The sequence below is a fragment of the Arthrobacter sp. RIT-PI-e genome, assembly GCF_001187915.1.
In the GTDB taxonomy this organism is placed as follows: Bacteria; Actinomycetota; Actinomycetes; order Actinomycetales; family Micrococcaceae; genus Arthrobacter_D.
Genome location: NZ_LGIU01000065.1, coordinates 1 through 20,082 on the forward strand (window position 1 = coordinate 1; position 20,082 = coordinate 20,082).

Genomic DNA, 20,082 nt, shown 5'->3' on the forward strand with positions numbered 1-20,082 from the left:
TTCTGGTCGATGATTTCTCCTGTCACAGGATCGATCATCGTCTCTGTTGCTTCGGTCGTGAAGTCTTTCACGGCCATCTCCTTTCGGATCAGGCCGGACCCTCACACACCGTTATTCAGACAGTCCCGGGTCAGGACCCTGTGATGGCTTGACGTGTTCAGACCCAAGATCTCGGCGGGTTTTACTCAGTTTCGGGCCTTGCGGGGGAGGGATACTCCTACAGTTGTTCATAGTGCCCTTGCCTCATCAGTGGTTGTCAGATGCAGCAGTAACTGCGCTACGGATAGCTGCCGTCGATATCTCCACGCTGAGGTTCTTCGGTCATCACCGTAGAAGGTGATGGTGTCGCAGAGGGCGGTGGCGTAGACAGCGGAGGAAGTAGCAGCGTAGCGCCGGGCGAGGTCGGGGTAGCGATATGGGTGAGGGGCACTTCGGGATGAGTGGTGAGAGTATTCTGCGGCGGAACAATGTGACAGTGCTCGGGCGGACCGATGGGCCGGTTCTGATGTTCGGGCATGGGTTTGGCACTGATCAGAGCATGTGGGACAAGGTATTGCCGTACTTCGTCGAGGACTACCGGGTGGTGTTGTTCGATCATGTGGGTGCGGGGGGTTCAGACCTTGATGCCTATGAGTCGGCCAAGTACAGCAGCGTTGAAGGGTATGTGACTGACATTGTGGAGATTCTCGATGCACTGGATCTGACCGAGGTGACCTTCATCGGTCACAGCATGAGCGCGATGCTCGCTGTTACTCTCGCCGCCGAACACGCGCAGCGGTTGAGGCGTGTGGTGTTGCTTGCCGCGTCGGCGAGTTACATGGACCGCCCGGAGGACGGGTACGAGGGCGGTTTCTCCCGGGAGGATCTGGAGGAACTGTTTGAGTCCTTGGATGATAATTATGTGGTGTGGGCGAGCCGGATGGCTCCGGTGTTCATGAACAACCCACACCGGCCCGAGCTCGGCGCGGATCTGGCCAACCGGTTCAACCGGACCACCCCGCACATCGCCCGTGAGCTCGCGCGCACAGCGTTCCTGGCCGATGTCCGTCACCTCTTATCCAAGGTGCGGGTGCCTGCCTTGATTATGCAGTGCGCGGACGACATCATCGTGCCCATGCACGTTGGTGCTTACCTCCACCAGAACATCCCTTCGAGCACCCTGGTCAACATGAAAGCCAAAGGGCACTTCCCCCAAGCAAGTGCTCCGGAAGAAACCGCGCACACGATGCTGCGCTACCTCGGCTCGACCACCCCGGGCCTCCTCACCTTGGTATGACGGGTCAGCGTTCCCATTCCGGTGCCCCGGCCGGGGATCAGAGTGAGTTCGAGGACCTCTTCGATCACGCCCCGGTCGGTTATCTGGTGACGGGCTTGGACGGTGTGATTCTCAGAGCCAATACGACGTTCGCCCGATGGCTGGATGAGGACCAGGAATCGCTGATCGGGCGGAGCTTCTTACGCCTCCTACCGGTGGGTGACCGGATCATGTTCGGCACCCACGCCATGGCCCAGCTCGAGCACACGGGTGCCTTGAACGAGCTTTCGGCCGATCTCTTTACACGAGACCGGTCCCGCATCCCCGTTCTCCTGGCCATCACCCGGGTCCAGGGACATCACGGGACGACGGACAGGATCGTCGTCATCCGGGCCACAGAACGCCGCCTTCACGAACAAGAACTAGTGAGCGCGCTACACAGTCTGCAAGAAGCCGACGAGGCCCGGAACCGTTTGCTCGAAGAGGCCCGGCGGCAGGCCCAACACGATTCACTGACCGGCTTGGCGAACAGGTCCTTGCTGCAGGATCAGGTCCGCGACGCCTTGATCGTCGGCGCCCACAGCAGCACCCAGGTAGGACTGCTGTTCTGCGACGTCAACAGGTTCAAACGCATCAATGACAACCTGGGTCATACCGCCGGCGATGATGTCCTCAGGCATGTGGCGCGCTGCCTCGACCAGGCCGCCGGTTCGGAAGCTCTCGTCGCGCGATACAGCGGGGATGAATTCGTGGTCCTGGTTCCCACCATCATCCGCGGTAACGAGCTGGCACTGATCGAAAACCGGTTGCGGCTCGAACTGGCCTCACCGATCCTCATCGGAGATCGCCGGGTCTCCGTCGACGTCGCCGTCGGAGCCGCCCTGACACCATCGACCTATCATCACGATGACGTCACCGGCATAGCGGAAAAGCTCATCGAGGAAGCCGACGCGGCCATGTACCGGGCGAAAACCAGGGCACACGGCAAACCCCTCGAGCGCACCAAATCCCCGGAGAAACTACGCCTGGAAACCGACTTACGCGGAGCCGCAGCACGCGGCGAACTGAAAGTGTTCTACCAACCCCAGATCGACGCCCGCAACACCGAACTCGTCGGAGCCGAAGCACTCGTACGATGGCACCACCCCGAACTAGGACTACTCAGCCCCCTGGACTTCATCGACGTCGCCGAAGACAGCGGCCTCATCAAAGAAGTAGGCGCCCATGTTCTCCACACCGCCTGCGCCTTCGGAATGGCCATGCTGAACAACGGTAAAGCACTTGAGATGTCAGTCAACGTCTCCGCCTACCAACTCTCCGACCCGGAGTTCGTCAACGACGTAAGAAAAATCCTCGACACTGTCGGGTTCCCTGCCCGCCTACTCACCCTGGAAGTCACCGAATCCAAAGTCATCTCCAACACCGTTCACAGCAACGGAACACTCACCGCCCTGCGTGAGCTCGGCGTGCACCTCTCCGTCGATGACTTCGGCACCGGATACTCCTCCCTCTCCCAACTCCACAGCATGCCTGTCACCGAGGTGAAAATCGACAGATCCTTCGTCAAGGACATCGACGAGAACAGCCCCCTCACCCTCATCACCGGCATCATCGGACTGGCACGAGGACTCGGACTACGCATCGTCGCCGAAGGAATAGAAACACCCGCACAACTCCAAGCACTCACACACATCGGCTGCGACCGCCTCCAGGGCTACCACCTTGGACGACCCGTCGACGAAGAAACATTCCACGCACGACACTACTGACAGTCCCCGATAGGCCGATTGGCGTGTAGAGCGTCCTGGCAGGTGTCTTAGGAAGCTCTACGTTTTCGAGACAGGCTGTGGTGGTGCGGTGGTAGCTGATTCTGTTCGTGCCAGGAGTGCTTCCTGCCATCCGCCTGTTGCGACGGCCGGAGCGGTCGGTGGTGTGTCCTGCACGGCTGGGTGTGGGTCGTCGATGTCGGTGAGCGTGTGGGCAGGATCTGGTGAAGCGATATCAGTGGGGGTGTCGGCGAGTGTGTCCTGGATGATGCGACGTGGGTCGTAGTTACGGGGGTCGAGTTTCTTCCATTCGGCGGGGTCGAAGTCGGGGCCGAGTTCGGCTGCCGCCCGTGATTTGGCCGTATCGGCGAGGTCGCGGATCGTTCGTACGAGGTGGGCGAGTTTCTCCGCGTACAGGGGGAGCCGCTGAGGTCCGACGATCAGGCCGGCAACGAGCATGATCAGAAGTAACTTCTCGAATGAGAGTCCAAACACGGTGTTCTCCAGAGCCTAACTGTTGACGAGGTCACGAGGTGGACGATCCGAACCGCTCCCACCGTCCAGGACCTCGGTCCTGCTGATACCTGTGGTGCTGGACGGGTCTTCGATGGTGCTGGCATGTCGTGTGATCCTGCGGTCGTGCAGGAGCGCGATTCCGGCGGCGATGGCGAAGAGTCCGGTCACGGGGATGGCGAGCAGGAACATGGACATGATGTCTGCTGATGGGGTGGCGAGGGCGCTGAAGACGAGGATGCTGATGATGACGATCCGCCAGCTTCTGAGGATCGTGACCCCGGGAAGGATCCCGATGAAGTTCAGCAGCACCACGAAGACGGGTAGAACGAAAGCGACGCCGACAGCGAGCACGAGTTTCATGACGAAGTCGAAGTAGTAGGACGCGACCAGGACAGTGCTGTCCTCGGCCGAGCCGAAGCCGGCCAACAGTTCCACGATGTGAGGAAAGAGCAGGAATCCTGTGGTGCAACCGGCGACGAACAGCGGCACGGCGGCCAGGAAGAACCCGAGGGTGTACTGCTTCTCGCGTCGGTTGAGCCCGGGCAGGAAGAAGGCGAATGCCTGGTACAGCCATAGGGGACTGGAGATGGCTACGCCTGTGAAGAGAGTGATCTTCATCTTCAGGTCAAACGCTGCGCTGACGCTGTCGTAGTTCAGGCTCGCGTTGCGGGATTCGGCTAGTGCCTCGATCGGGGCCCGCAAGATATTGAGGACCTGATCGGAGAGCACGTACCCAATGACGGCGCCGATGAGGAGACCGACCGCGGCCCGCAGGAGGCGTTTGTGCGCCTCCTGCAGGTGGGCCTGGACCGACATCCGACTCCTCGCGTGTGGCTGTGCGGTCGGTCTCCTCCCGCTCATCGGGTCTCGGCCACCGGACGCTGACCTGGTGTGGCCACGGCGCGGATCACGGTCGGCGGGTGAGTAGCCGTACCCGTCTGAGCATCGCGGTCCTGCCCGGTCCCATCGTCAGGGGTGGAATCGGTATAGGTGTCGGGGGCGGGGTCGTTCACACTGCGTGCGGAGGTGTCCTTGGCTTCGGATTTGAAGATCTTCACCGACTGTCCGATGCTCCTCGCAAGCCCTGGAAGCTTGGAAGCGCCGAAGAACAGGAGGACCACGGCGAACAGGATGAGGGCATGCCATCCGGTGAGGTTGTGCAGGATTCCCATGGGTGGGTCTACTTTCTGAAGTGATGTGACATAGCAGCTGGCGCCCGGGGTGTGGCGCTGCTGGAACTACTGAGAGTTGAGAAGTGGCCCGAGGCGTACTGCACCTTAGGGTGTTCGACGGGGCCTCGGAAGTGGCGGGGTGCAGGGTGCTCAGCTGGCGGGCGTCGTGGTGGCGTCGGTTGGTACTTCCCCGGTCATATCGGTGGAAGGGGTTCCGCCGGGGCCGCCCTCAGGAGGTGTGCCGCCCATACCTCCGCCTACGGCGGGTGTAGTGGTGGTGTCGACCCCGACGGTGAGGCTGACTTGGTAGCCGGAGGTCGGGTCCCCGGTCACCGTGGCTAGTTGCAGGGCGCCGCCGTCGTCGCCAAAGATGTTGTCGGAGTCCAAGCTGACCCGGGAGAGGTTTGCGGTGGAGCCTTCGTACCCGGCAAGGGCGTACACGGTTTCGCTGACGTCCTGCGGCAGGGCCACCTGGGACGTCGCGACGGCGTTGACCGAGTCGGTGATGTCACCGATGCTCGGGTAGACCTCGAAGTGGATGTGGGGCCAGCGACCGGTGTAGCAGGCGGGGAAGATCGACGTGTACGTCACTTTCCCGTCGCTGTCGGCCACCTGCACGCCACGGAGGTAGGTTTCGTCCTCGATACCGCTGGAGTACATCGAGTAGCCGCCGGCGGCATCGCAGTGCCACACATACACGGCCGCGTCCGCGAAAGGAACGTTGCCGTTGGCCAGGTCCACGAGAGTGAGGTTCAAGGTCATCGGCACGCCCGTCGCAGTGGTGCCCCCGCCGATGCTCGAGCGGATGTCGCTGCGCACGATCCCTGAGTCCTCGAGGGCGTTCACCCCGTTCGACCCGTCGCCCGGGTAAGGACCGGCAGTTTCATCAGGGATCTCCCCGGGGACCGGAAGGGCCGGTGATACGGATGCTGTGGCTGACGCCGTGGAGCTCGCTGTAGCACTCGACGTGGTATTACTACCTGTTGTGCTGGGGGTGCAGGCCGCCAGAGCCAGGGCTCCTACGCCTGCACCAAAAATCCCGAGCATCGAACGCCGACTGACCAGTGTTCCGATGTCGAAGGCGACACCCTGATCGACGACTTCCTCGTCCGCTCGATCGAGGAGCCGCCCCTCATACATAGGGCCGTCCGGGGTATTGTCCGGTTCTGGAATATTGCTGCTCATGATGCCTCGCTCGGTTCGCTATGTGGAATAGTTCCAGCATCAAAGACGACCTAAGGTCAGGGCTTTGGTGAACCTATGCGCCACCTATGAGCGTGGAGCCCAACAACCAGAGCACCGGAACCGTACAGCAAACCCCCAGCTCGTTCATGTCCTCGGAAATGGCAGTGCTCACCTCATTGGGCAGCCGTTATTCACCGCCAGCACCAGTAGCAGGAAATCCGGCAGCGCAGCGAAGCGTTCGGCACCATAGGGCGATTCGCAGCAAAGGCCGGGACACACGGGCGGATCAGCCCGCATAGTCTCCGGCACACCTTCGCCACCATCGCCCTCGACACCGGAACCGCGTTGCACGCCCTCCAGGACAGCCTCGGTCACGCCGACCCCGCACCACCCGACGCTACGACCGAGCACGCAACAACCTCACCAAATCAGCCAGCTACGACGTCACCCGCGCCCTCGCTTGATGTGTGTTGGCTGTTCACGGATCCTCCTTTGAGGGGTATCGAGTACCCCCTTGACATGGATTTCGGGTGGGCTCAGGAGGGTGTAGTGCCTCCGTCGCAGGACCGCCGGAGCGGCGTCTTGGTTGTCGGACACCGGATCTGCATCAGTCCGGCGGAACCCTCTAACGCAGGTACCCCTACACCCAAGGGGGTGCAGGGGTAGCTGATGGTCGGTGCGTGCTGGTCGTCAGTCCTGAGTCTCAGGTTTTGGGGTGGGTGTCAGAGTACGAGGGTTTTATCGTTATTGCGGGCCGTTCCGATGTTCATGAGGACTGCGGTCTTGCGCAGCGGTGTTTCCAGGGCTGTTTCGAGGTGGGGGACGACTTCGGTGTGGACCTGTTCGATGATGCTGCGGATATCGGCCCGCTGGTCGGCTTTCACATCGAGGGTGAGCTCTGGTTGGGACGCGCTTCCACGTAGCAGTACGGCAGCGGAGATCACACCATGGATTTGTTCGACCTCGGATTCCACGGCGTCGGCCACCACCCGGGGCTCACAGGTCGTGCGACCGTCCGCGGCGTCATCGGCGTGCAGCCGGAAGGTGCGCGCCTGGTTGCGCCGGGGTATCTGGGCCAGCAACCAGCCAAGGGCCAGGAGCCCGAGGATGATAGCTACCACGGCGACGATGATCGCGGCAGTGTCGGGGACGAAGACGCCCTGGAAGTTCTCCGGTAGAGCCCGATCCGCCGGAGCGGGTGTGGTTATACCGGCGCCGGAGGCGAGAGTGGAGGCCAAGCCTGAGGCCAGGAGTACACCGGCCGCGCCGAGGAGCAGCACCAGAATGCCGATGATTGCCAGCCAGGTCCGGTTCAGAGCGCCAGCGGTTTCCCTCATCGGGTGTTCCTTTCATCAGGGTCAACAGTCAGGCCATGGGGGTGACCGGGGGTGGTTTGCGGTGCTAGGTCGCTCATGCGTCGGTCCTGACCTGCACATGAACGCGGGGTGCGGGGTCCACACCGGTCTGCTCGAATTTGCGCTCCAATGATCGGGTGAGCTTGTCCGAGAAACCCGTCGTGTCATACAGGGGGGTGCGGACGACAGCGGTGACCTTCCGCGCGGTAGCACGCACGGACGCCGAGTCCACCCCGTCGGCCTCATCCAGGTGCGAACTGGCCAGTTTCGCGAGCCCTCGCCGGCTGATCACGGTCTCGGCTATATCCGTGCTCGTTCCTTCAGGGTTCGTGAGGCGGATCGTGGTGTGCTGACCGGGCAGGATCGCCGCCAGGAGCAGGATGACCCCGATCACTACCAGAACGATCGTGACCACCCACAGGGCAGGACTGTTCCAGCTCTGCTCGGCCAGTGTCTGACGAATCGGTGCCAGGAAACTCGGCCAGGAACCAGTGAGAAGCCGACTGATTCCCGCCCAGGCACCCACCACGGCCAGAGCCAGCAGAAGGGCTGCGAGAATCGTCGCGGGTACCGAGCGGCTGGAGCGCCGCCGGAGGGCTTGGGACTGCTGTGTCGGGCTCATAGGAGTTTCCTTCGGCCGGAGGTGCCGGTGTCGGCTACCAGGGACGTGATCTCGATGTCGACCTGACGGACGTCGATCCCGCACAGCTCACCGACGCGGGCCCGGATGGACTCCCGGAGCTTCTCCGTGGTGGAGCGCAACGGTGCCGGGTAACGCACACCGGCTTTGACCTGCAGAGAAACGGTTCGCCCGTGCAGCTGGGCGGTGACCTTCGGGCGGGCGTCCTCGTCGGCGCGGGAACCAATTCCGAGGAACCCCCCGCTCGACCCGTGGACACCGGGGGTCTCGGCCGCTACCTGGCCGGCGATCTTCTCGATGGCTTTCTCCGCGATCGTCAGTGATCCGCGGTTCTCGGCATCGACAGCGGATCCGTCGGCGTCTGCGGAAGACGCACCGGTGTTGGCCCTGTGTGCGGGGGGAGCGTGGCGGTCTGGCTCGTCGGTGTCGGGTACGGCGGTCATCGGCGGGTGCTCGAGCGTCCGGTCAGGGCGCCGAGGTCGATCTTGCCCTCGATCAGACGGGCCACGAGGAGCCCGAGGGCACCGAGGACGGCGACGGTGAGGAACTCCCCGAACCCGCCGAAGGCTGCGGCCCAGCCCAGAACGAGACCGGTGAGGAGGCCCATAGCTGTCGTATTCATCATCGTGCCTTTCACGAAACAAGAAGGAGAGAAAGTGGAGGGAGGGTACTTCGGGGTGGAGTGAGGACATCTAGCCGGCCACATGATCATGCGGTCAGTGGTGGGGGCGCCGTGAGCACGTCCGATGAGAAGGGTCGTGCTCACGGCGTATCGACGCCTCCGGCAAGGCAGCGGGGGATTACCCGGTCATGCAGTCGACCCACCTCTGCCCGGCTGGTGGCAGGTGTTACTGGAGTTCGCCGCGACCTGTGTCGTTGTTGTTGTCCTGGTCGTCCTCCGGCAGGTGCACGTCGGTGACGGCGATGTTCACCTCGAGGACCTCGAGGCCGGTGGTGCCCTCGACGGAGTCGATGACGTTGCGGCGGATCATCTTGGCCACCTCGACGATGGATGCGCCGTTCTCGATGACGATGGTCAGGTCGATGGCGGCCTGACGCTCACCCTTCTCGACGCTGACGCCACCACTGACGTTGGTCTGCGACCCGGGGATGCGCTCGGAGATGCTGCTGAACGCCCGGCGACCGGCGCTGCCCATGGCGTACACGCCGGGCACCTCCCGTGCTGCCAGGCCGGCGATCTTCTGCACCACGGTGTCGGCGACGGTCGTGTTGCCCTCATCGGTCTGCAGGGGACCGACGTTACGTGACTTCTCGGCTTCCTTGGCCTGCTGCTCGGCCTGGCGCTTCTGCTCCTCACCGGTAGCCGGAACCACAGAAGAAGCGGCGTTGGATGGGGTGTTGGATGCGGTGTTGTTAGCCATGGGGATGCTCTCTCCTGGGTAAGGGGGATGCGTACACAGGTAAAGACGCTGTGTTCCCGTAATCCTCACGCGTGATCAGCAACTATTTTTTTGGTTCCTTCTCCCGACGAGCAGGAGCCTACTTCTGCTGGCCGAGTAGCTGGTGGGTTTAGGGTGGGAGATGGGTCTCAACCACAGCTGGTAGCAATGCTCCCCGATCATCGCTGCCTCGTCGATGAGGAAAGGGGCCATGTGAATCAGGAACACGACAGTCCCGACACCACCTCGTCTGCCCCTTCGAAGTCGGCCGCCGAGCGGCAATCGGTGACCATGCAGGAGAGCTACAGCCAGGGCCAGAGCCAGGGCCAGGGCCAGGGCCAGGTGCCGGCGTTCGGGGATCTTCCTGAGCCCGAGGCCGCTGGTCCGGGGGCGTTGATTGCTTCCACACCTGCCACGAAGGACCCTGTACCGGCCTTCCGCCCATCCGGCTCCCCGTCCGCGTCCGATGATGCCGGTCCTATGTGGGTGGAGGATACTGAGGAGCTTGACGAGCTCACCGTCGTGGCGCGGGCGCAGGACGGGGACCTGCAGGCCTTCGACTGGTTGATCACCGCGTACCAGGGCGGCATCTTCCGGTTGTGTCTGCGGATGCTCAACAACCGTCAGGACGCGGAGGACATCGTGCAGGAGACCTTCATCTCCGCCTGGCGGAGCCTGCCGAACCTCACGGTGCCGCAGGCCTTCGTGCCATGGCTGTACCGCACGGCGACCAACAAGTGCCTCGATGACCTCCGGAGGCGTCAACGCCGCCCGGTCGAACCCGCCGAGGACCTCGGGGCGGACACGGCGAGGGAAAGCCCCCGGCATCCTCAGGGGCGCACTACCATCGGGGCAGGGCCGTCGGTCGACCCGGCGCAGGATTATGAGAACCAGGAACAGATGCGCGCTCTGGCCGAGCTGCTGCAAAGACTTCCGCCCGGACCGAGGGCATGCTGGTTGCTGCGTGAGGTCCACGAGTTCTCCTACGGTGAGATCGCTGCGATCGTGCAGGTTCCCGAGAGTACCGTCCGTGGCCGGATCGCCCGTGCCAAACGCCTACTAGCAGAAGGGATGGCACCATGGCGATGAACGATTCCTGGGCGCAGGACGATCCTACGCAGCACGAACGCCCGCGTCTGGGGTGTGGGCGGGACCTCGACGAGGTGTGGGCGTCCATCGACGAGCCGCCCTCGGCGCACGAGCAGCACTGCGAGGACTGCCGCAGTGCCCGTGCATCCCTGCATCACCTCGCCTCCGTAACGGATTCCATGCGCGAGAAGGATCGTACAGACCCGGAGCTGCAGCCCGGGACTCGGGTCAGGGAAGCGATCATGATGGTGGCGCGGGCCGAGGTCCGCCGTGGCCGGCGTGCACCCCTGGCCCGGACTGGCTTCGGTGCAGTCGATATCAGTGAACAGGCCCTCACCGCGTTGATCCGCTTCGCAGCATCGACGCTCCCCGGAGTCCGGGCCCGGCGCTGCAGCATCAGTACCACCGGCCCCGGAGGCACCAGGGCGCCCTCGGGGGATCCGGTGGACGTCACGGATGTCCGTATCACACTCCGGGTGGCTCTACCGTCCACCATGAGGATCCCGCCGGCGATGGTCTCGCTCCGGGAGCGTGTCGGTGCGATCGTGCAGTCCCAGACATCCATCACCATGAAGCAGATCGATATCGTCGTGGAGGACCTCTATGATCTCTGACCAACCGCTACGGGCCCGCGTCGTCGACCTCGACCTCGTGGTCGAGCAGCTCCGGGCCGTCCTCCTCGCAGAGCCCGGGCTGGTGCGCCTGGAACCGACGGTGCGCAGCACGGTCCAACGCCTGAAGCTGATGTCCGTCGCCGTGTTCCAGCAAACCTTCCGCCCCGCTGGCGAGGATCCCACCGTCTCTGTCACCGACGGGCTTACCCTGTCCCTGACCGGTACCACGGTCAACGTGCACATCGACATCGCCACCGATATCGCTCACCCGGCACTGGTCCTGTCCGAGAGATTGCAGGCCATCACCGCGGAAACCATTCAACGTAACGGCCTCACCACCGGGATGATTGATGTCACCATCCTCGCTATCGAGGGCACACCCCGCTCCCGACCAGCCGAAACCCCGATCGAGGGCTGACCCCCCCCGATCACCCGCCCACGAGGGCAAACACCTGATCAGGGACCGGGTCATGCGGCACTACCCGTCCTGGACAGGCACACCGGTAGGGCCTAGGCAGGGACAGCGATAGGGCGGGCTGTGATTGCCTTCCATATGACAGGTACCGGCCACGGACGGATGGGTGGGCGTGGCAGTAGTCGCCTGAGCCCCACCGGCGGGCAGTACCCGACCTCCGATCCGCTCACACGTGAACGCGAGTTCGCGTTAGAGACGCACCTCACCAGGCATCACGGTTCGGGCTCGCTCTCGGATCGATCCGCGCTCAGGGTTAGCGCTCGAGTCAGTGAGACACAAGCGCCAGCAACGAAAGCCCAACCCAGAAGCAGAACACCACGATACGGCCACGACTCGCCAAGTCCTTCGAGCAAATACGTACGACCAGCGAAAATCACCACCGCAGCAATCAGGCATACACCCGTTACCGCGAACCACACATGATGACGTCGAAGCATCACGAACCCCCACTCATGATCGGATGCGATCAGCCTATACACCCTGAAACCCTAAGCCGGTTTGAGGGTGCAATGACCACCTGTCAGTGTGCGGTGGTGAGCTTTTGGCGTAGGACGGTGGTGCCGCAGATTCGGTCGTAGGGTGTTCTTTGGTCTCCAACGAACAAAGAGATGATCCAGATGATCGGCATCAGGTAGGCAAGACCTGTCAGCACCCATACCCCCGTGGGAACTAGGTTGCTCGAGTGGCTACTGCTCACGATGGCGAAAACCGCCGCGTGACCGATAAGCCATGGCATCCCGAGCTTGAGGATGTTGCGCAGCAAGGCGAGCCGGTAGGGCATCTGGGTGCTGCTGGAGTACACGATCAGTCCCATGGCGCGTTTGCCTGGTGTCGCTGCTACGAGCCTGGACTCGCACCACGCGACATCGAGGACCACGGGAACGATGACCATGATCGCGCCCACGAGGTTCAGCACCACCATATTAGTTGTGACGATGATCCCGGCCAGGAACAGTGGCACACCAACTGCTAGCGTCACAGCGACCCAGACCAGGATGCAACACCAATCGATGCACCAGGCAACGATCCGGCGAACTGCGACATCCACTCTCCAAAACTAGTCCATCGCTATGCCCTCACGACGGTTATCGAACACCTGCGATGCGGCTCACCTGGAGCACATGCGGTGAAGGATGCAAAGGAAATCAGAGAAACCTACAAGTGCTCCAAGGCGGGTTGCCACGTGCTGGTAGCCCGGTGAGCAGTACGCGGGCGGGAGGCGCGTGCACTCCCTGCTGTTCAGGTGTCCGACTGTCGGGATATTCGGGTGTCTGGGTCTCTTGCCAGGCCGGGATGGGAGGAGTTCACTGGATGCACTCGATAGCCGAACATGTGGGCTGTCCGATCGATGGCCCCTCACCTCGATTGGATGAACCCATGCCGCAGCACCTTCCCCTCATCGACCCGAGCCGCGTCATCACGAGACTGAAGAAACGCCCCATCGTGATCAAGGACCCTCCGCCTTTCCTCGATCTCAGGGCGCCGTTCAACGCCCACGCGAAGAAACTCAAAGGAGCCCCCGGATCCCCCATCTCAGGTATCGAACCCTCAGGTCAGGGACTACGCGTCCGGTACCAGAACGGGGTGATCTACCAGCGCAAGGACGGAGGAACGAACTGGGTCCACGGAGCGATCAACGACCGCTACGAGGAACTCGGGGCAGGGGCATCCTGGCTCGGTCTTCCCATCTCGGACGAAATGGACTTCCCCGATGCCGGACGCGTCAGCGTCTTCCAGCACGGCTCCATCTACTGGTGGTCCGATGTCGGAGCTATCGACCTGAACAACACCCTCGTGCAGTACACCGGACTGATCTGCGACGAGGATTCCGCTCCCGAGCAGGCAAGTTTCGAGGACGAGCCCTACGCCATCCTGGGAGTACTCGCCCCGGACTGGAACAACACCACACGCACCCAGATCTACGAGGACGTCGTCGACGACGAGGCCCGAGGTGATCTGATCGAGCTCTACCGGGGAAAGCCCAACGGGGTAATCATCTCCACCCGTCTCATGGAACACGACTTCGGGAACGCCGATCAGTACAGGGATGTGGTTCGCAAAGCGGTGAAAGAAGCATGGGACGGGATGAAAGTAGGAATCGGCTACATACCCCTGGTCGGTCCAATCCTGCAAAAAGGCGCGGACGAACTCTGGCCTATCGTGAAGGACGGACTCGTCGACACCGTGAACAAAGTACTCGACACAGCCGATGACGACCTCGGAGGACATGTTCTCGTCCTCACCCCGAAGGATATGGTCTTACTCGCCGCACGCACCCCCACCGCCAATATCCTAGGAGTCACCTACAAGACATGCACCAGCGTCCTCGGCGCGCCGGAAGGCGCCAAATACCAGGTCCTCTTCAACGTCTCCGCCGTCTAACCCTGCGCCATACAGGACGCCATAACGGAAGGTGTAGCGGACCAGATCGAGGTGGACGAGACCACACACGTTCAGTAGAGATCAGTGGTTCTCACCTGCATGTCAGACAGACCGTTAGGTTCTCCGACGCAGGAAGGCCTGAGGGTGGTGCTGGGGTACACCTCATCGCGCCAGAGTCCTCTTAGACGGGTACCTCGATCGTCCTCAATAGTTTTTCCATTGCGTTGGCCACGGTTGCGGGGCTGGTGAGCAGGCCGAGGTGGTCGAGAGGCAGGCGATCGCTGGGCCATCCTTGCGATACGGCTCGGTCGTATTCCTCTGCGTAGGTGTCGCCGAAAGCTAGGTAGGTAGTGGGTAGCGCGGACGCCCAACCGGGGGAGGCGGAAAGTTCACCTGATAGATAGGAGGCCTCGACCTCCGGTGCGGCCTGGTCGACGCGTTCGAACATTGCCCGGTTCGGGAACAAGGGCTCGACCACCGTCTCGGGCCACCATCGAGTCCATCGAGGAAGCCGTCCATCGGCCACTGTCTCGTTCAGTTCCGCGGCCAGTGCCGACGGTACTACGTTCCAGGACCCTCCATCGAGGGGAGGGAACACGGCATCGAGGAAGCACACTGCGACGACTTCGCACGTTGTCGCGATGCCGGGAACATAGTTCCCTGCGTTGGAATGCACGATGACGATCGGGGGTGGGCCAGCAGAGACTGCCGCTACATACTCCTCGAGGACACCCTCCACGGACCCGGTGGCAAGGGGAGCGATGACGGCCACGTCATGGCCCCGGCGGGCCAGTTCCGCCGCGAACGGTTCCAGGGCCGCTGGTGGTAGGAACACACTGCCAAGAACCACGATGCGTGACATGCGGCAAGCATACGAGGGACAGCTATCCCGATCCCCAGCTGTTCTATACAGATCCGGTTTAGAGCTTGTCCAGCCAGGGATGGTCAGGGTGAGCGACTTCCATGCGGAACGGAGCCAGTCACGGCTGATGACATCGAGCAGGGGGAGGTAGGCGTCAAAGTCCTCTTGATCCTTGGGCCGCAGACCTGGGGCTTTGTGTAGAAGCTGCACCTCAGGTCGCAGGTACCTGATTCCGTCACAGGCCCACAGAATGTCATCGGTGGGGCGGTTTACGCGTGGGTCTCGTTTGTATATCCACGTTGAAGGTGTCGCGTCCATGAGGATCACGTCGTACTCCCATGGATCTGCCCCGCTGGGCCGCAGCCAGAGATTGCTGCACGTCGGCGGGACCGAGTCACTTACGTTGCTGACCAGCGGGCGAAGAGTTCCCCGGTCAGCAGCCCACACATCTAACCGCGCGGCAAGGTGTAGCTGTAGTAGGTGGACGTCCGAACGCGGGATGCTGAGGTCCAAGTCTGCATAGGGTCGCGATTCTCCAGTGAATGCTTCGATCGCCCACCCGCCGGCAATCCACCACAGCCCGGAGTAGTCACCGAGTAAGGCAACTGCGTCCGTAGGGGACCGATACGCCCAGGGCCCATATAAGCGGACAATCTCGTCCTCGTCAGACATGCTCCGAGCGTAAGCTTCCCGGCCCTACACCCACGTCTTTACCCAAGGGTCTGTGATCGACGATCCGTGTTTGAGTAGAAGCGAAGGTGTGGCGTTGAGGTACACCCTAACGCCACACTCATAGACCCCTCGTTTTGGTGTGGCTTTAGGGTCCTTTTATGGCTTTTGCAACACATTCGTGCAAAGGTCTAGACATGGTGCAACACATTGGGCAGCGGATCGGATACGCCCGAGTCTCGAGCGTCGATCAGAACCTTGCCCGCCAGCTATCCACCCTCGGTACTGTCGATCGCCTGTTCGAGGAGAAGCAGTCCGGTGCCCAGCGATCCGGCCGCAGTGCCCTGGCGGACCTGATCGGATACTCCCGTCAAGGGGACACCGTGGTGGTGTCCTCGATGGACCGGCTGGCACGATCGGTGGTCGACCTCAATCAGATCGTGGGGGAGCTGACCGCCAAAGGTGTCTCGGTGGAGTTCATCGCCGAGCGGGTGACGTTCACCCCGGGCGGCAGGGATCCGTTCGCGGAGTTCCAGCTGAACATCATGGCGTCCTTCGCGCAGCTCGAACGCGCGATTACCAGGGAGCGGCAGGCCGACGGTATCAAGGCAGCGAAGGAACGCGGCGCCTACACGGGCAGGACCCGCAAGCTTACCGCCGACCAGCTCACCGAGGCCGTGGGAATGTTGGAGGCCAAAGTACCCAAAGCCGAGATTGCCCGACGGCTGGGCATCGACCGCACGACCTTGTACCGGACACTGAGCCGGGCCGAAGTGGATCAGTGATGCTCCAGGATCGACACACACCAAGGAGAGCATGATGGTCAGAATCGTCCTGTGGGTCCTCACCGCGAGCACCCGCTACAGTTACCTGCTCGTCCGCGCCCTGCTCCGACTCCCTCTGCTCGTGGTGCCGATGCCCCGGCGGGTTCGTAACCAGGTCGCCGGCGCCCTGGCCGTCGGCCTGTGGTTTCTCGGTACCCTCGTCATCGTTGCCATGGCCGAAGCCCCGTGGTGGGGGATGCTCATGGTCGGCGTCTTCGCGGCGCTGGTCATCGGGTGGGCCGTGCGGATGGAGGGACGTCGTGTCCTGGCCCGCCAGTGAGCCGATCAGGTATCTCCGTCAAGTCATACTCAAGCCCAGCACGATGACAACCAGGGGAGGGTAGGAAAGTGGTTCGGCAACACCGGGCCGAGACGGAACGGTTCTGGGAGAAAGTGATCAAGGGCTCCAGACCGCAGGATTGCTGGATCTGGGTTGGGGCGATCGCGGACGACGGGTACGGGCGGTTCTGGATTCCTCGCGATGGGGGACAGCGGGCGGTGCGGCCGCAACGGTACGCCTACGAACACCTCACCGGGGAGACCCTGCACCCCGGCATCATCCTCATGCACGTGTGTGATGTGCCCCTGTGCGTCCACGCCACGGGTGGGCCGGACTCCCACCTGCTCCCCGGCACCCAGGCGCTGAACATGGCAGACCGGGCCCGGAAGGGCCGTCACGCCAACGCCTCGTCCTTCCGCTGGCGTGGTATCAGCCGCGCCCAGTTCCATGCCCGGTCCCTCGAGCTGCGCACAGCCCTGCTCGAGCACGGATGGAACGAAACGACCATCCGACCTCTGCTCATCAACGCAGACCCAGATGCTCCTACTCTCTTCTAAAGTGAAGCTTGACAGTATACAAAATTTGGATTGGCCAGCAACGGTTGCTATGCAATTTTCCTCAGCTAGTTGAAGGCAAGCTGCACCTAGTCCACAGGAAATAACAAAAAATACATGGCTGATTGAATCTCTAGGGGGGAAATGCTACAGCGAATCGAACTGGTTCAAGGCATAGGGTTGTTGCACGAGGCGCGCGGTGCAGGCCATCGGCTGCAAGAAGTTTCCTTAATTTATGCAGGCAACGGTCGAGGTAAATCAACCCTAAGCAGTGTCCTACGATCAGCGTCGGCGAGCAACCCCTCCTTTATAGAGGAAAGAAGAACTATCGATGGAACCTTGGATCCTCAAGTGGTTCTACAATTCGATAGTGGACACAAAGTTAAGTATTTAGATGGGAAATGGTCGGAGCGGAGACCTGAAATCGTGGTTTTTGACACCGCTTTTATCGATAGCAATGTTCATTCAGGTGGTCAAGTATCTACAGAGCATAGAAAAAATCTTCTTGATTTTGCGATTGGGGACAGAGCAGTAGCGAGTCGGAAGAGAGAAGAACAAGCCGTCACCGCCCAGCAGAAGGCAAGTGCGGAAATAGCAAGACTGAAAAAACAGATTGCGCCCTATTCTGATGGAATGCCTCACGCGGTATTCAAAAACCTGGCAAACATAGAAAACGCCGAAGCGGAACTTGCGGAACTTGATAAACGCCGGACAGATGCTATGCGATCTAAAGCTATTTTAGAGCAACCTTTGCCCAACAGATTACTTATACCGGACTTGCGAATAAACGAATTATTCCACGTTCTTCGTCAGACCCTTGATGACGTGCATGCTCAAGCTGAGGAAATAGTTTCTCAACATATGAGCGGCCTTAAGGACCAAAATTCTTCCACGTGGTTGAGCCAAGGGCAGCAGTATGACAATGGTGCAACTTGTCCATACTGCGGACAAATAACAAAAAATATTTCTCTTATTCGCATGTACCAAACTCATTTTAACGAGACCTATAAAGAACTTCATGAGCGCGTTCGTGCTGCGGCTGTATTTATCGAAACAGTAATCTCCGAAAACACTCTTCATGAACTTTTTCAACAAAGAGATTTAGTGGCGAACAGGTTGGCTGCCTGGAGGCCGTATGTTCAGGTAGGAGAACTAAGTGGCGATCAAGATGATTTAGCTCGATCGAGTATTAGTAATCTACATTCTTTGATGCAGGTTCTATTTTTGGACAAAGGTCTAGTCATCGCTGAGGAGTCGGGTACTACCGGCGACAAGGACGAAGCCTGTCGCCTGGAGGCACAGCTAGGCCAGATCATCACGGATCAGAACGACCTAATTGATACTTACCGCGCCCAGATCGAACGTTACATGGAAAGCTTACAGGCTGAAAATGTAGCGCAGCTCGAAAAAAAAATATCGGAAATAAAGTTGGCAGTAACTAGAAACTCTCAGTCAGTTGTCGACCTCTTCGAAGAGCTGGACAAGGCCGAAGCTTCTTTGAAAGATGCTGAAAAGGAAAAAGAAGACGCGAGAGTGGAACTCAAGCATACAATGAGTTCGACTCTTAGGCGATACAAAATTGACATAAATAAGCACCTAACGAATCTTGGCGCAGCATTTGAGATCGACGAAATAGGAACGAATTTCTATGGGCAGAGTGCTCGAAGTGACTATGGTCTTAAGCTAAGAGGGAAGCCGGTTCGGCTTGCAGGAGGTAATCCTTCATTCGATACTGCGCTCAGTGAAGGGGATAAGCGTACTTTAGCCTTCGCTTTCTTTGTAGCTTCTACTCTTTCAGATCCAGATATTAGTAACCGCATTATAGTTATAGATGACCCTGTTAGTAGTCTTGATCGCTCAAGAAGGGAATATACAAGCGAAGTCTTGCTCGACATGGCTGTGAAATGCTCTCAGTTAATTGTGCTTGCCCACGATGCAGTTTTTCTCAAGAGCTGTAGGAGCGCTTTCATTCGTAAGCCACATGAGAAAAATGTTTTTGCTTTTCAGATTTCTCGTGTAGTTGATAATTATTCGGGGTTTGATAGCTTGGACTTGGACAAAGAATGTGAAACACCGTATTTCACAAATTATAGGAAAGTAGATGAGTTTGTCAGTGGTAAGGGTGGAAGCATGCAGGAAGCGGCTATAGCAATTCGCCCCCTTCTGGAGGGCTACCTACATCGCCGCTTCCCCGGCAAGGTCCCAGCTGACTTAATGTTGGGGCAAGTTTTAGCAGAAATTGGAGTTGCAGAAGATCCAAGCCCGTTAGTGCACGCTAGTGAGCTCGTCTCTGAGCTGCAACGAATAAATGGGTTCGCCGGAAGATTTCATCACGATACAAACCCCAATTTTACTTTCGAAAATGTTGATTCAGGTTCTGTTGTGGCATATGGCAAGCGGGCACTCGATGTGATTCACGGATCTTATAAGGAGGACGCCGAGTAAGTAGACGGACCGCTCTAGATAGGGCATCCCAAATTAAGGGTGGTAGGGGCGTTTCGGCTTTTACCACCCTTAGTTGTGCTTAAACGGACCCGGAGCAGACTGCGGGAATGGCCGATAGTAAGCTCCAGCGCAAAGGTCCGCCGGTAAGCTCAGCATGGTGACTGGTGGCCATTGGGGGGTGTCACCGTCCAGTGCTTACCCTGCTCTCCGCCAGGGCTCCGCGCAGGGCTATGGTGCTCCTCTTCGCTCCGGCCTGTCACCGCCCCGGCTGCTCCTTCGTCGCATCCGGTCCGGGTCTTTTTTGCTGCTGTCCTTGCGGATTGTGTGTCCCCGCTCCACACCGTCAACCGGCTCCGCCGGGATCGGGCACACCACTCCTGTCCGGCGCTCCTAACGTCGCTTATTTCCTCCCAGGACTGCCGTGCCCTCGCACCTACGGTGTTGAGCACTGCTCCGTCGGGAACTAGCGAACGAGTTCGCCAGCAGGCAAAAACAACGGGGAACGGTCCACTGCTGGCACACCACAGGCCCACATCCCACCTACCACCAGGAGCACAACGTGAACGAGAACACCACCACCGAAGACACCGCCGAGAAGG

At 60.5% G+C, this 20,082-nt stretch carries 23 protein-coding genes; 11 read left to right on the forward strand and 12 right to left on the reverse strand.

Going from position 1 to position 20,082, the window contains the following annotated elements:
- Positions 1-436: 436 nt before the first annotated feature.
- Together AC792_RS09630 and AC792_RS09635 are read left to right on the forward strand one after the other, a co-directional pair.
- Positions 437-1,276: an alpha/beta fold hydrolase gene (locus tag AC792_RS09630; protein WP_049830343.1), complete on the forward strand. Its 840-nt coding sequence runs from the start codon at positions 437-439 to the stop codon at positions 1,274-1,276.
- Positions 1,273-3,024 carry a putative bifunctional diguanylate cyclase/phosphodiesterase gene (locus tag AC792_RS09635; protein ID WP_082177627.1) on the forward strand — a complete coding sequence of 584 codons (1,752 nt, stop codon included), beginning with the start codon at positions 1,273-1,275 and terminating at the stop codon, positions 3,022-3,024. The genes AC792_RS09630 and AC792_RS09635 overlap by 4 nt, the downstream gene beginning before the upstream one ends.
- 57 nt (positions 3,025-3,081) lie before the next feature.
- Here AC792_RS09635 and AC792_RS17005 read toward each other — a convergent pair whose 3' ends face one another.
- The 4 genes from AC792_RS17005 to AC792_RS09650 all read right to left on the reverse strand — a co-directional run bounded on the left by AC792_RS17005 (position 3,082) and on the right by AC792_RS09650 (position 5,894).
- Positions 3,082-3,516, reverse strand: coding sequence for a Sec-independent protein translocase TatB (locus AC792_RS17005; RefSeq protein ID WP_152916127.1), 435 nt, complete (start codon positions 3,514-3,516; stop codon positions 3,082-3,084).
- A 15-nt stretch (positions 3,517-3,531) separates the two neighbouring features.
- Entirely contained in the window at positions 3,532-4,353 is an 822-nt protein-coding gene (gene tatC / locus AC792_RS09640) for a twin-arginine translocase subunit TatC (RefSeq protein WP_082177628.1), read from the reverse strand.
- A gap of 41 nt (positions 4,354-4,394) precedes the next feature.
- Positions 4,395-4,709, reverse strand: a complete 315-nt coding sequence (locus tag AC792_RS09645; RefSeq protein ID WP_049830319.1) for a twin-arginine translocase TatA/TatE family subunit — start codon at positions 4,707-4,709, stop codon at positions 4,395-4,397.
- Positions 4,710-4,859: 150 nt separating this feature from the next.
- The gene (locus AC792_RS09650) at positions 4,860-5,894 is read right to left on the reverse strand and encodes an intradiol ring-cleavage dioxygenase (protein ID WP_049830320.1); all 1,035 of its coding nucleotides are present in this window, start codon (positions 5,892-5,894) and stop codon (positions 4,860-4,862) included.
- 216 nt (positions 5,895-6,110) lie between these two features.
- On the opposite strand from AC792_RS09650, the gene AC792_RS18180 reads away from it, so the two are divergent.
- Positions 6,111-6,560: a tyrosine-type recombinase/integrase gene (locus AC792_RS18180; RefSeq protein ID WP_082177629.1), complete on the forward strand. Its 450-nt coding sequence runs from the start codon at positions 6,111-6,113 to the stop codon at positions 6,558-6,560.
- A gap of 56 nt (positions 6,561-6,616) precedes the next feature.
- On the opposite strand, the gene amaP is transcribed toward AC792_RS18180, so the two are convergent.
- The 6 genes from amaP to AC792_RS17300 all read right to left on the reverse strand — a co-directional run bounded on the left by amaP (position 6,617) and on the right by AC792_RS17300 (position 9,502).
- Positions 6,617-7,231, reverse strand: a complete 615-nt coding sequence (gene amaP, locus AC792_RS09655; protein ID WP_049830321.1) for an alkaline shock response membrane anchor protein AmaP — start codon at positions 7,229-7,231, stop codon at positions 6,617-6,619.
- A 73-nt stretch (positions 7,232-7,304) separates the two neighbouring features.
- Positions 7,305-7,871 (reverse strand): DUF6286 domain-containing protein, encoded by a 567-nt coding sequence (locus tag AC792_RS09660; protein ID WP_049830322.1) that lies wholly within the window; start codon positions 7,869-7,871, stop codon positions 7,305-7,307.
- A complete protein-coding gene (locus tag AC792_RS09665; protein ID WP_049830323.1) occupies positions 7,868-8,332 on the reverse strand; it encodes an Asp23/Gls24 family envelope stress response protein in 465 nt (154 codons plus the stop codon). The genes AC792_RS09660 and AC792_RS09665 overlap by 4 nt, the downstream gene beginning before the upstream one ends.
- Positions 8,329-8,514 (reverse strand): hypothetical protein, encoded by a 186-nt coding sequence (locus AC792_RS09670; protein ID WP_235436596.1) that lies wholly within the window; start codon positions 8,512-8,514, stop codon positions 8,329-8,331. The genes AC792_RS09665 and AC792_RS09670 overlap by 4 nt, the downstream gene beginning before the upstream one ends.
- Positions 8,515-8,737: 223 nt before the next feature.
- Positions 8,738-9,271 carry an Asp23/Gls24 family envelope stress response protein gene (locus AC792_RS09675; protein ID WP_049830324.1) on the reverse strand — a complete coding sequence of 178 codons (534 nt, stop codon included), beginning with the start codon at positions 9,269-9,271 and terminating at the stop codon, positions 8,738-8,740.
- Between the two features lie 75 nt (positions 9,272-9,346).
- Positions 9,347-9,502: a hypothetical protein gene (locus tag AC792_RS17300; RefSeq protein WP_160317629.1), complete on the reverse strand. Its 156-nt coding sequence runs from the start codon at positions 9,500-9,502 to the stop codon at positions 9,347-9,349.
- A gap of 273 nt (positions 9,503-9,775) precedes the next feature.
- Between AC792_RS17300 and AC792_RS09680 the strand changes: the two genes are divergently transcribed.
- From AC792_RS09680 to AC792_RS09690, 3 genes are read left to right on the forward strand one after another with little or no spacing between them, the layout of a single operon-like run.
- Complete coding sequence (locus AC792_RS09680; protein ID WP_200903394.1) at positions 9,776-10,378, forward strand: RNA polymerase sigma factor; 603 nt, start codon at positions 9,776-9,778, stop codon at positions 10,376-10,378.
- Positions 10,369-10,992 carry a hypothetical protein gene (locus AC792_RS09685; protein WP_049830325.1) on the forward strand — a complete coding sequence of 208 codons (624 nt, stop codon included), beginning with the start codon at positions 10,369-10,371 and terminating at the stop codon, positions 10,990-10,992. Before AC792_RS09680 ends, AC792_RS09685 begins: the two co-directional genes overlap by 10 nt.
- Positions 10,982-11,410 carry a hypothetical protein gene (locus AC792_RS09690; RefSeq protein ID WP_049830326.1) on the forward strand — a complete coding sequence of 143 codons (429 nt, stop codon included), beginning with the start codon at positions 10,982-10,984 and terminating at the stop codon, positions 11,408-11,410. The genes AC792_RS09685 and AC792_RS09690 overlap by 11 nt, the downstream gene beginning before the upstream one ends.
- Before the next feature lie 577 nt (positions 11,411-11,987).
- Here the strand turns inward: AC792_RS09690 and AC792_RS09695 are convergent.
- Complete coding sequence (locus AC792_RS09695; protein WP_082177630.1) at positions 11,988-12,515, reverse strand: RDD family protein; 528 nt, start codon at positions 12,513-12,515, stop codon at positions 11,988-11,990.
- A gap of 329 nt (positions 12,516-12,844) precedes the next feature.
- On the opposite strand from AC792_RS09695, the gene AC792_RS09700 reads away from it, so the two are divergent.
- Positions 12,845-13,849: an LGFP repeat-containing protein gene (locus AC792_RS09700; protein ID WP_049830328.1), complete on the forward strand. Its 1,005-nt coding sequence runs from the start codon at positions 12,845-12,847 to the stop codon at positions 13,847-13,849.
- 181 nt (positions 13,850-14,030) lie between these two features.
- On the opposite strand, the gene AC792_RS17305 is transcribed toward AC792_RS09700, so the two are convergent.
- A complete protein-coding gene (locus tag AC792_RS17305; RefSeq protein WP_160317630.1) occupies positions 14,031-14,711 on the reverse strand; it encodes a hypothetical protein in 681 nt (226 codons plus the stop codon).
- Positions 14,712-15,577: 866 nt separating this feature from the next.
- On the opposite strand from AC792_RS17305, the gene AC792_RS09710 reads away from it, so the two are divergent.
- From AC792_RS09710 to AC792_RS16450, 4 genes are all read left to right on the forward strand, one after another.
- Entirely contained in the window at positions 15,578-16,165 is a 588-nt protein-coding gene (locus AC792_RS09710) for a recombinase family protein (protein WP_049830330.1), read from the forward strand.
- A gap of 31 nt (positions 16,166-16,196) precedes the next feature.
- Complete coding sequence (locus AC792_RS09715) at positions 16,197-16,484, forward strand: hypothetical protein (protein WP_049830331.1); 288 nt, start codon at positions 16,197-16,199, stop codon at positions 16,482-16,484.
- Between the two features lie 218 nt (positions 16,485-16,702).
- A complete protein-coding gene (locus AC792_RS09720; protein ID WP_235436597.1) occupies positions 16,703-17,041 on the forward strand; it encodes a hypothetical protein in 339 nt (112 codons plus the stop codon).
- 141 nt (positions 17,042-17,182) lie between these two features.
- Entirely contained in the window at positions 17,183-19,483 is a 2,301-nt protein-coding gene (locus AC792_RS16450) for an AAA family ATPase (protein WP_082177634.1), read from the forward strand.
- The last annotated feature ends 599 nt before the right edge of the window (positions 19,484-20,082 follow it).

Coding starts and splice junctions, on each gene's coding strand:
- AC792_RS09650 (WP_049830320.1), bottom strand. CDS start 5,894: ATGAGCAGCAATATTCCAGAACCGGACAATACCCCGGACGGCCCTATG.
- AC792_RS09690 (WP_049830326.1), top strand. CDS start 10,982: ATGATCTCTGACCAACCGCTACGGGCCCGCGTCGTCGACCTCGACCTC.
- AC792_RS16450 (WP_082177634.1), top strand. CDS start 17,183: ATGCTACAGCGAATCGAACTGGTTCAAGGCATAGGGTTGTTGCACGAG.
- AC792_RS09660 (WP_049830322.1), bottom strand. CDS start 7,871: ATGAGCCCGACACAGCAGTCCCAAGCCCTCCGGCGGCGCTCCAGCCGC.
- AC792_RS09710 (WP_049830330.1), top strand. CDS start 15,578: ATGGTGCAACACATTGGGCAGCGGATCGGATACGCCCGAGTCTCGAGC.
- AC792_RS17305 (WP_160317630.1), bottom strand. CDS start 14,711: ATGTCACGCATCGTGGTTCTTGGCAGTGTGTTCCTACCACCAGCGGCC.
- AC792_RS09685 (WP_049830325.1), top strand. CDS start 10,369: ATGGCGATGAACGATTCCTGGGCGCAGGACGATCCTACGCAGCACGAA.
- AC792_RS09630 (WP_049830343.1), top strand. CDS start 437: ATGAGTGGTGAGAGTATTCTGCGGCGGAACAATGTGACAGTGCTCGGG.
- AC792_RS09665 (WP_049830323.1), bottom strand. CDS start 8,332: ATGACCGCCGTACCCGACACCGACGAGCCAGACCGCCACGCTCCCCCC.
- amaP (WP_049830321.1), bottom strand. CDS start 7,231: ATGAGGGAAACCGCTGGCGCTCTGAACCGGACCTGGCTGGCAATCATC.
- AC792_RS09645 (WP_049830319.1), bottom strand. CDS start 4,709: ATGGGAATCCTGCACAACCTCACCGGATGGCATGCCCTCATCCTGTTC.
- tatC (WP_082177628.1), bottom strand. CDS start 4,353: ATGTCGGTCCAGGCCCACCTGCAGGAGGCGCACAAACGCCTCCTGCGG.
- AC792_RS09675 (WP_049830324.1), bottom strand. CDS start 9,271: ATGGCTAACAACACCGCATCCAACACCCCATCCAACGCCGCTTCTTCT.
- AC792_RS17300 (WP_160317629.1), bottom strand. CDS start 9,502: ATGGCCCCTTTCCTCATCGACGAGGCAGCGATGATCGGGGAGCATTGC.
- AC792_RS09635 (WP_082177627.1), top strand. CDS start 1,273: ATGACGGGTCAGCGTTCCCATTCCGGTGCCCCGGCCGGGGATCAGAGT.
- AC792_RS09700 (WP_049830328.1), top strand. CDS start 12,845: ATGCCGCAGCACCTTCCCCTCATCGACCCGAGCCGCGTCATCACGAGA.
- AC792_RS09715 (WP_049830331.1), top strand. CDS start 16,197: ATGATGGTCAGAATCGTCCTGTGGGTCCTCACCGCGAGCACCCGCTAC.
- AC792_RS09670 (WP_235436596.1), bottom strand. CDS start 8,514: ATGATGAATACGACAGCTATGGGCCTCCTCACCGGTCTCGTTCTGGGC.